At 56.0% G+C, this 7,805-nt stretch carries 6 protein-coding genes and 1 pseudogene; 2 read left to right on the forward strand and 5 right to left on the reverse strand.

Going from position 1 to position 7,805, the window contains the following annotated elements:
* Positions 1–197: 197 nt before the first annotated feature.
* The 4 genes from ftsX to ABYP39_RS05465 all read right to left on the reverse strand — a co-directional run bounded on the left by ftsX (position 198) and on the right by ABYP39_RS05465 (position 3,528).
* Positions 198–1,205, reverse strand: a complete 1,008-nt coding sequence (ftsX, locus tag ABYP39_RS05450; RefSeq protein WP_372781478.1) for a permease-like cell division protein FtsX — start codon at positions 1,203–1,205, stop codon at positions 198–200.
* Positions 1,202–1,873: a cell division ATP-binding protein FtsE gene (ftsE, locus tag ABYP39_RS05455; protein ID WP_372749888.1), complete on the reverse strand. Its 672-nt coding sequence runs from the start codon at positions 1,871–1,873 to the stop codon at positions 1,202–1,204. The genes ftsX and ftsE overlap by 4 nt, the downstream gene beginning before the upstream one ends.
* Positions 1,874–1,919: 46 nt before the next feature.
* A complete protein-coding gene (gene ftsY, locus ABYP39_RS05460; RefSeq protein WP_372749887.1) occupies positions 1,920–3,038 on the reverse strand; it encodes a signal recognition particle-docking protein FtsY in 1,119 nt (372 codons plus the stop codon).
* Positions 3,039–3,201: 163 nt separating this feature from the next.
* Positions 3,202–3,528, reverse strand: coding sequence for a hypothetical protein (locus ABYP39_RS05465; RefSeq protein ID WP_372749886.1), 327 nt, complete (start codon positions 3,526–3,528; stop codon positions 3,202–3,204).
* A gap of 220 nt (positions 3,529–3,748) precedes the next feature.
* Here ABYP39_RS05465 and ABYP39_RS05470 point away from each other — a divergent pair, with 220 nt between their 5' ends.
* Positions 3,749–6,517 (forward strand): class I adenylate cyclase, encoded by a 2,769-nt coding sequence (locus ABYP39_RS05470; protein ID WP_372781480.1) that lies wholly within the window; start codon positions 3,749–3,751, stop codon positions 6,515–6,517.
* A gap of 20 nt (positions 6,518–6,537) precedes the next feature.
* On the opposite strand, the gene ABYP39_RS05475 is transcribed toward ABYP39_RS05470, so the two are convergent.
* A complete protein-coding gene (locus ABYP39_RS05475; protein ID WP_372749681.1) occupies positions 6,538–7,320 on the reverse strand; it encodes an exodeoxyribonuclease III in 783 nt (260 codons plus the stop codon).
* A 216-nt stretch (positions 7,321–7,536) separates the two neighbouring features.
* Here ABYP39_RS05475 and pyrE point away from each other — a divergent pair.
* Positions 7,537–7,805 (forward strand): annotated as a pseudogene (gene pyrE, locus ABYP39_RS05480) (orotate phosphoribosyltransferase); the annotation flags it as partial.

Consider the following 7,805-nt stretch of genomic DNA (forward strand, 5'->3'; position numbering starts at 1 on the left):
GAGAATCTTATTTCATAATATTTTTTTTGGTTTATGAAGTTTGACTGAGGAGGTCAGTGTTGTCCACTGCGGCTGCTCTGTTAGAGGTTTGCGTGGCAGTGGCAGGCTGGCCACCCACGACACGAAGCCACCACACGCAGCGACATAAAAATGAGAGTTAGAGATCGAACGCCTAGCGCCTTCAGCAACCGCAGTGTTTAGCGCGGCTCAATCTCCTTGAGCTGGCGACCCACCACCAGAAAGGCGCCCATCCAGCCGAGAAAGCCACTGGTAAACCAGAGCATTAGTGTATTGCCGAAGCCAAGCCCCATCAGGGTGTATTGGCTATCGTACAGCCCAGCCAGGGCCGATACCGGGCCGGCCACCAGCAGCAGACTGATTTGCAAAATCAGCCACGCTACCAAACCGCCACCAAGCCCGTACCAGAAGCCCGTAAACAGAAAGGGGCGTCTTACAAAAGCATCGGTGCCACCCACCAGCTTCACCACCACGATTTCATCGCGACGCGCTTCAATCGCCAGCTTGATAGTGTTGCCAATGACCAGCAAGACGCCAAGCACCAGCAGAAAAGCCATCGCCAGTGTTATACGTTTGCCGATGTCCATCATTGCCTGCAGTCGCTGCACCCACTCCAGATCAAGTTTGGCCTGCGCCACTTCCGGCATTGCCGACAGCATTGTCAGCAGCAATCGACTCTGCGCCGGCGCCTTATCTTTTGGTGTAATCAACACCACCGCCGGCAGCGGGTTGCTGTCGAGTGAATTGAGCACATCACCATAGCCAGAGAGACTACGGAATTCATCCAGCGCCTGACGCGATGAGCGATAGTCTACCGCTGCAATCTCCGGGCGCTGCCGCAGGCGCGATGCAAAGGCTTCGCTATCCCGGTCGTTGAGCTTCTTATCGAGGAACAGCGAAATCCGGGCAGATCCATCCCAGCCCCGTCCGAGCTGTTCTATATTGGACAACGCGACCATCATGACTAACGGCAGCGCCAAGGCGATACCGATCACCAGGACTGTCATCGCCGTCGAGGCGGGCTCACCGAGCAGTCGCTGCAGTGTTTGCTTTCCCACCTGCCGCTGATTGGCCCAGTAGCCGTGCCAGCGTTCTTTCAATCCGATCGGGGCAAGGCTGGCGCCCAGCCCCGGCGTTTTCTGTTCCGGGGGTGAGCGTCGCGGTTTACGCGTTGGCGTGGCACTCATGAGCTCACCGCCGCGCTGCGCAACATCTGCCCTTCCTTGAGTGTGAGCACCCGGTAAGGCATCCGCTCAATCAGCGACAGATCATGACTGGCAATCATCACTGTTACGCCGACCTGATTGAACTGTTCGAACAGATTCATGATCTCGGCCGATAGCTCCGGGTCGAGGTTGCCGGTGGGCTCGTCCGCCAACAACAAGGCTGGCTTGTTCACCACAGCGCGCGCGATACCCACACGCTGCTGTTCACCACCAGATAGAGTGACCGGATTCTTCTTTTCCTTGTCGAGCAAACCGACCTTGTCCAATGCCGCCCGCACCCGTCGACCCACATCACGCGGCTGAAAACCGGCAATAATCAGCGGCAGGGCCACGTTGTCGAACACACTGCGATCAAACAACAGCTGATGATTCTGAAATACCACGCCGACACCGCGTCGGTGCTGCGGAATTTTGCGCGCCGACAGACGATTGAGATTTTTACCGTCGACAAAGACCTGTCCCGACGTAGGGCGCTCCATCATCATGATCAATTTCAGCAGCGTACTCTTGCCCGCACCGCTGTGCCCAGTGAGAAACACCATCTCGTTGCGTTCCACCTGAAAACTCAGATGATTGAGCGCCGAGTGGCCACCGGGGTAGCGCTTGCAGACGTCATCAAACTGGATCATGAATTAGTTATCGTCCGGACAGTTGTCATGTTGGAGGCAACCTATCCTATGCTTCGTCTGCTCGGCGGGCAAACAACGCCTCCACAAATTCGTCAGCGCGAAATGGTCGCAGGTCACCAATGCCTTCACCAATACCAATGAAGCGAATGGGAATACCAAGCTGTTGGCTGATGGCAAAGATAATACCGCCTTTGGCGGTACCATCGAGCTTGGTCAGGGTGACGCCGGACACACCGACCGCCTGCTGGAAGTGTTTCGCCTGAGTCAATGCGTTCTGCCCGGTGCCGGCATCCAGCACCAGCATCACTTCGTGGGGTGCGGTATCGTCGATTTTCTTCATTACCCGAACAACCTTTTTCAGCTCTTCCATCAGGTTGTCTTTGTTGTGCAGTCGACCCGCCGTATCCGCGATCAAAACGTCCACGTCGCGGGATTTGGCTGCCTGAAGGGCGTCGAAAATCACCGACGCAGAATCTGCGCCAGTGTGCTGGGCAATTACCGGCACCTTGTTGCGGTCACCCCAGACCTGCAACTGCTCGACCGCAGCGGCGCGAAATGTGTCGCCGGCTGCCAGCATGACCGACTTGCCCAGCACTTGAAGTTGTTTTGCCAACTTGCCGATGGTGGTGGTTTTGCCAACACCGTTTACGCCCACCACCAGAATGACATAGGGCTTATGGGCCTCTTCGATCACCAGCTCCGACTGCGCCGGCGCCAACAGTGCTGTCAGCTCCTGCTGCAACGCCTGATACAAGGCTTCCGGATCAGATAATTGATTGCGTTTAACCGCATCGGTGATGTTGTCGATGATCTGCTGCGTGGCATCGATACCAATATCAGCCATCAGCAGCTGGGTTTCGATGTCTTCCAGCAGGTCGTCATCAATAGCTTTGCGACCGAGAATCAGGTTGCCCAGCCCCTGCCCGATGTTGGCGCCGGTCTGTTGCAGACCACGGGTGAGGCGCTCGAACAGGCGCATGCGCTGCTCGTCGGTCAGCTCAACATGCTGCCAGGGCGCTAGTTCGGCGTCATCGATAAAACCTTCAGCGGCTGCCAGATCCTCTTCAGACCCGGTCAAACCAGCCTTTATCCGATCAAAAAAGCCCTTCTTTGGTGAGGGGGTGTCTTCCACTATCCAAATCCTTGCCTGGGAGTGTAATGTCACATGCGGTGCCGGAGGTGCGCACCGGGGATATTACGGAACGCGGTGCGCGCCCTGATGGGGCGCACCGGAGATTGCGGCTATTCTAAAGGATTCCGGGAGCGATGTGGCCCCCTTAAAGGAGCTGCCGCCCGGTATAGGTAGTCATCCGAGAGGAATGTGAAACTCAGTCTTCGTCACGCTCTCGGTATTCCATGCGGGTACAGCCCAGACAACGCAGGAAGGTGTTGGCCGCCGGCTGTACCATCAGGGTGTCCGCTGCCTGGCCGACATTGCCGCCCAAGGCTGAAAACGGCAAACTCACCAGAAAAAAGGCGGTTCCCACCACAGTAACGGCCAGCATGACTGGACGCACGATGACTGTATCCGTCGCCATCGCTAGGGCGGTCGGCTGCTGCTTTACCACGTCAGCAACCGACAATTGCGGTATTATCAGAGCCAGAGACAGGCAGAGCGCATTAAACCAGCGTGCGACAGGCGAGCGTGTTTTCATGGGAACAACCTCCACGGAGTTATTGTAGCGCTGACCGGGGCCGTTCACGCCGGTCAGCAGCAGATACTTATGGTCTAAACCATAATAGCGCGATGCCGGAATAGTGTCTGCATCAATATAAAAAAATGGCTTGCATATCACAGGATTACAGGAGAATGTTTAGGCAGCTTTTGGCTTGCGAGCCACACCTTTCGGCCGCCGGGGAGCACAGCGTCCAGCAATGTTGCAGCCATTGAGTGCCGGGTTTCGTCGATTTTTTCATCGCCAAGCCCCTGACATCAAAGAGGTTTTCAAGCGGTTACAAACCATGAACCAGCTGCGGCTGGAGCGTGCCCGCTCCCTGCTCGGCCCCCGCCAGCAGTTGTTTCTGGATTTCCTACCCCTGTTTTTTCATTGCAATCACCCCGTCCTGCCCGGCTTCCAGTCGCTACAATGCCCGGCGGGGCTGAGCGGCTACCAGCCCTCGCCAGAAATGGTGCAGCGCGTTAAACGGCATCTGGCCAATAGTTTTCAGTACACCCCCTCGGCAGACAAAAATCACGATCTGGAAGCGCTGTTTCTGATGGGCTCGATCGGCAGTGTGGCCCACGCACCCAGTTCAGACATCGATGTGTGGGTTTGCCACCGCGCCGACCTGAGCGACGGCGATCGAGCCGCACTGAACCAGAAATGCGAAGACCTGAGCCACTACGCCAACAAAGCACTAGGGCTGGAAATACATTTTTTCCTGATGTCGGCGCAGGCTTTCCGCGCCGGTGAACGCAAGGCCCTGAACGCCGAAGACTGCGGCAGCACGCAACACTTCCTTTTACTGGACGAGTTTTACCGCAGCGCCATACTTGTCGCCGGTAAGTATCCGGCCTGGTGGCTGATTTCTCCCGACACCACGGACTACGATGGCGCGCTCGCCGAGCTGCACCACAAACACAAGCGCATTGGCCGACTGACCCTAGATTTTGGCAACGTGCATCAGATTCCAGCTGGGGAGTACGTGGGAGCCGGCATCTGGCAACTATTCAAAGCCATCAGCCAACCCCATAAGTCGCTGATCAAGCTGCTCTTGATTGAAGCTTACGCCAGCGCCCACCCTGATAATCACACCCTATCGGAAACATTAAAGCGCCAACTGCACCAACCCCAGTGGCGGGCGGAACCACACGACCCCTACACGATGATTTATCAGCGCCTGGAAGCTTACCTAGAGCAGCGCGACGAGCCGCTGCGCCTGAACTTGCTGCGCCGCGCCTTCTATTTCAAGACCGAGCTCAAACTGAGCCGCCGCAGCAATTATCTTGGGTGGCGGGAAAATGTGCTCGAAGAGCTCGTCAGGCAATGGGGCTGGAGCAATGAGCAGCTGCACAACCTCGACATGCGCGACAGCTGGCGGGTAACCCGAGTGCGCGAGGAGCACCTGGAACTGGTGCGCGAGCTAACCGGCAGCTACCGATTTCTACAGAACTTCGCCACCCGGAACCAGGCCGACCAACTGATCAGCTCCCGAGAAATGAGCGTGCTGGGCCGCAAACTGTTTTCCGCATTCGAACGCCAACCGGACAAGATCGACTGGATCAACAGCGGCATCTCCGAAGACTTGGCAGAAAAAAACTTAAGCTTCTGCTACTTGGGCAAGGCCGACCCCGACAAGCCCAGCTGGGCGCTAATAGCCGGCAAGGTCACGCTGGTGAACTGGCACAGCAGCACGGCGCTACGCGAAAGCGACAGCCTGCCTGCGCTCATTTGCTGGTGTTTGTGCAATGGCCTGATCGACGGCGACACCCGCTTTCATCTAGCGTCGGATCATCCGGATCACCATCGCGGCAAGCTGGAAAACCTGGTCAAGCAGCTTGCAGGCATCCTGCCTGACTCGGCCTACGCCACCCACCCCGAGTATCATCAACGCTTTGAAAGTGCGCGCTATACGCAATCGCTGACCTGCATTGTGGGCAGCGCCAGCCAACGTTCTTCTTTCGACACTCCACTTGTGGGACATGTCGATATAGTCAACGTCACCAGTTGGGGCGAGGTGATCTGCAAAAGCTTTACCGACAGCCACGCAGCCGCCAAAGCGATGCAGTATGTACTGGCGGCAACGGTGAGCCAGAAACAACCGATAGCGCTGCAGATCAAACCCTTTTCTTTAAGCGCTGAGCGCTACGCGAGCCAGTTTAACGACGACCTGCAGCCCGTAATGGCGTTTTTTGACAAAGCGGGGGACGGCGATCGTTTTATTTTTGAGGCTGGTCGCACTTATTACTGCTTTCAGCGCCGCAGGAACACAGTCCGCCTGCGCGCCGCGTCGAGCTTTAGCGACCTTACCCAGTTGTTGGCTGGCAGCGAGCACGCCAACAGCCGTATTGAGGTGAGCCGCGATAACGCAAACTTACAAGCCCTGTGCTGTGTCAGTGAGCTGCAGAGCCCCGGTGCGCTGCGCATAGTGTTCCAAAGGCGTGAGGAAGCAGCCGACATTTATGTTATTGATGGCCGCGGTGGCATTCACTATCAGTCACTGCTCTGCGACGACAGCAGTATCATGCTCGGCCAACTGAAAAACTTTATCGACAGCCTGCGCAAAAACTACTTCAACAACTGCGCCGTGGCTTGGTACGAATTGGTTGAGCGTAACGGTCGCCCGCTCGTTGAACCGCTCGCTCAGCAGCTGCGCTCGGATAGACTGCGTATTGTGGTGAATATGCTGGCCTCGCGCACCGACGATGACGGTGCTCGCTTCGACCTGAAAATCAACCAGAAAACCCTGCACTTTGCCCAGTACGGGAAAGACATTCTGAAGCACGCCGCCGATTACATTCGCGAGCAGCTGCCGCCACACCAGCTGCGCTTTTGTTACGTGAACCAGATTCTTTATCGCGACCGCGCGCAGGAAGGTGTCAACGCGGGGCAGCGTCTTGGTGAGGCATTGCGCCATAAAGTACAGATAGAGGAAGCCCTGAATTCAGCGCTACTGGCTGAACTGGCTACAACAACAGGTTAGCTGCACCCTGCTGGGGGCGCTTAGAATTCTGCTTCTGGCAGTTCGTAATCGTAATCCATGATCAGGGGCGCATGATCCCCAAACTGCTGGTTTTTGTAGATGGTGCCGTATTCGATATACGGTTTAAAACGGTTCGACACAATCTGGTAATCCACCCGCCAGCCACTGCTGTTCTGGTCACCGTCGGGCCACCAGGTAAATTCGTCCGCGTCGCGGTTCACCTGGCGAAAGGCATCGACATAGCCCAGCTCGTGAAACAGCCGCTCCATCCACTGCTGCTCTTCGCCGAGAAACCCGGACATACCCTGGACGGCATCCGGCTCTTGCACATCGATGTTGCGGTGCACCATATTCCAGTTGCCACAGATCACGAACTCACGACGCTTGTTGCGAATTTTGTTCAGGTGGTTGTAATACAGGTCAAAAAATTCGCCCTTGCGCGCCTGAGCTTTGGCATCCTTGGGGTAACCGCTTGGTGCCAGCAGACAACCAACACTGAGCTCGTCGAAATCCGCCTGGATATAGCGGCCTTCCATATCGAAATCGGTGAACCCCAGGCCATACATAATAGCCTTGGGCAGTCGCCGGGTATAAATGGCCACACCGTTGGTATTGGGTTCAGCTGCGTCGAAGAAATACGCGTTGTACTCCGACGGAAAGAACTTGGGATCACGCAGCTTGTACTCCTGAACACCAATGTTCTGAATACAGATGATGTCAGCGTCCTGCTCTTCAATCCATTCGAAAAACCCGCGCTGGGCGGCGTCTTCAATGCCATTGGCACAAAAGCTGATTATTCTCATTAATAACCCAATAAGCTCTCGGTAAGATACAGTGCTCGCAGCCAGCCACCCTGCAATACCCATTATTTACGCTTTAAGGTACATCGGTGGCACTGCCAGCCAATTTATTATTGCGCGCTTTTGGCTGCTACAATGGGCAGTTTAGCGCAGCCGGAGCAATCTGTCCGAAAAAAGCGCGAAAAATCTGCCACATAGAGGCTGGAGCTGAAGGGTACTATGGAACTTTATCAACAACAATTTATTGAACAGGCCATTGCGGCAAAAGCACTCACATTTGGCACATTTACCCTCAAATCCGGCCGCGAAAGCCCCTATTTCTTCAATGCCGGAAAATTTTACCAGGGCGCAGCGCTAGCCACCCTGAGCCGCTGCTACGCGGCCGCCATTAGCGCCAGAGCACCGGAATTTGATGTGCTCTACGGCCCAGCCTACAAGGGTATCGTATTGGCCGCCGCAACCAGCTGCGCACTGGCCGACCACCATCA

Source organism: Litorivivens sp., assembly GCF_041625495.1.
In the GTDB taxonomy this organism is placed as follows: domain Bacteria; phylum Pseudomonadota; class Gammaproteobacteria; order Pseudomonadales; family Spongiibacteraceae; genus Litorivivens.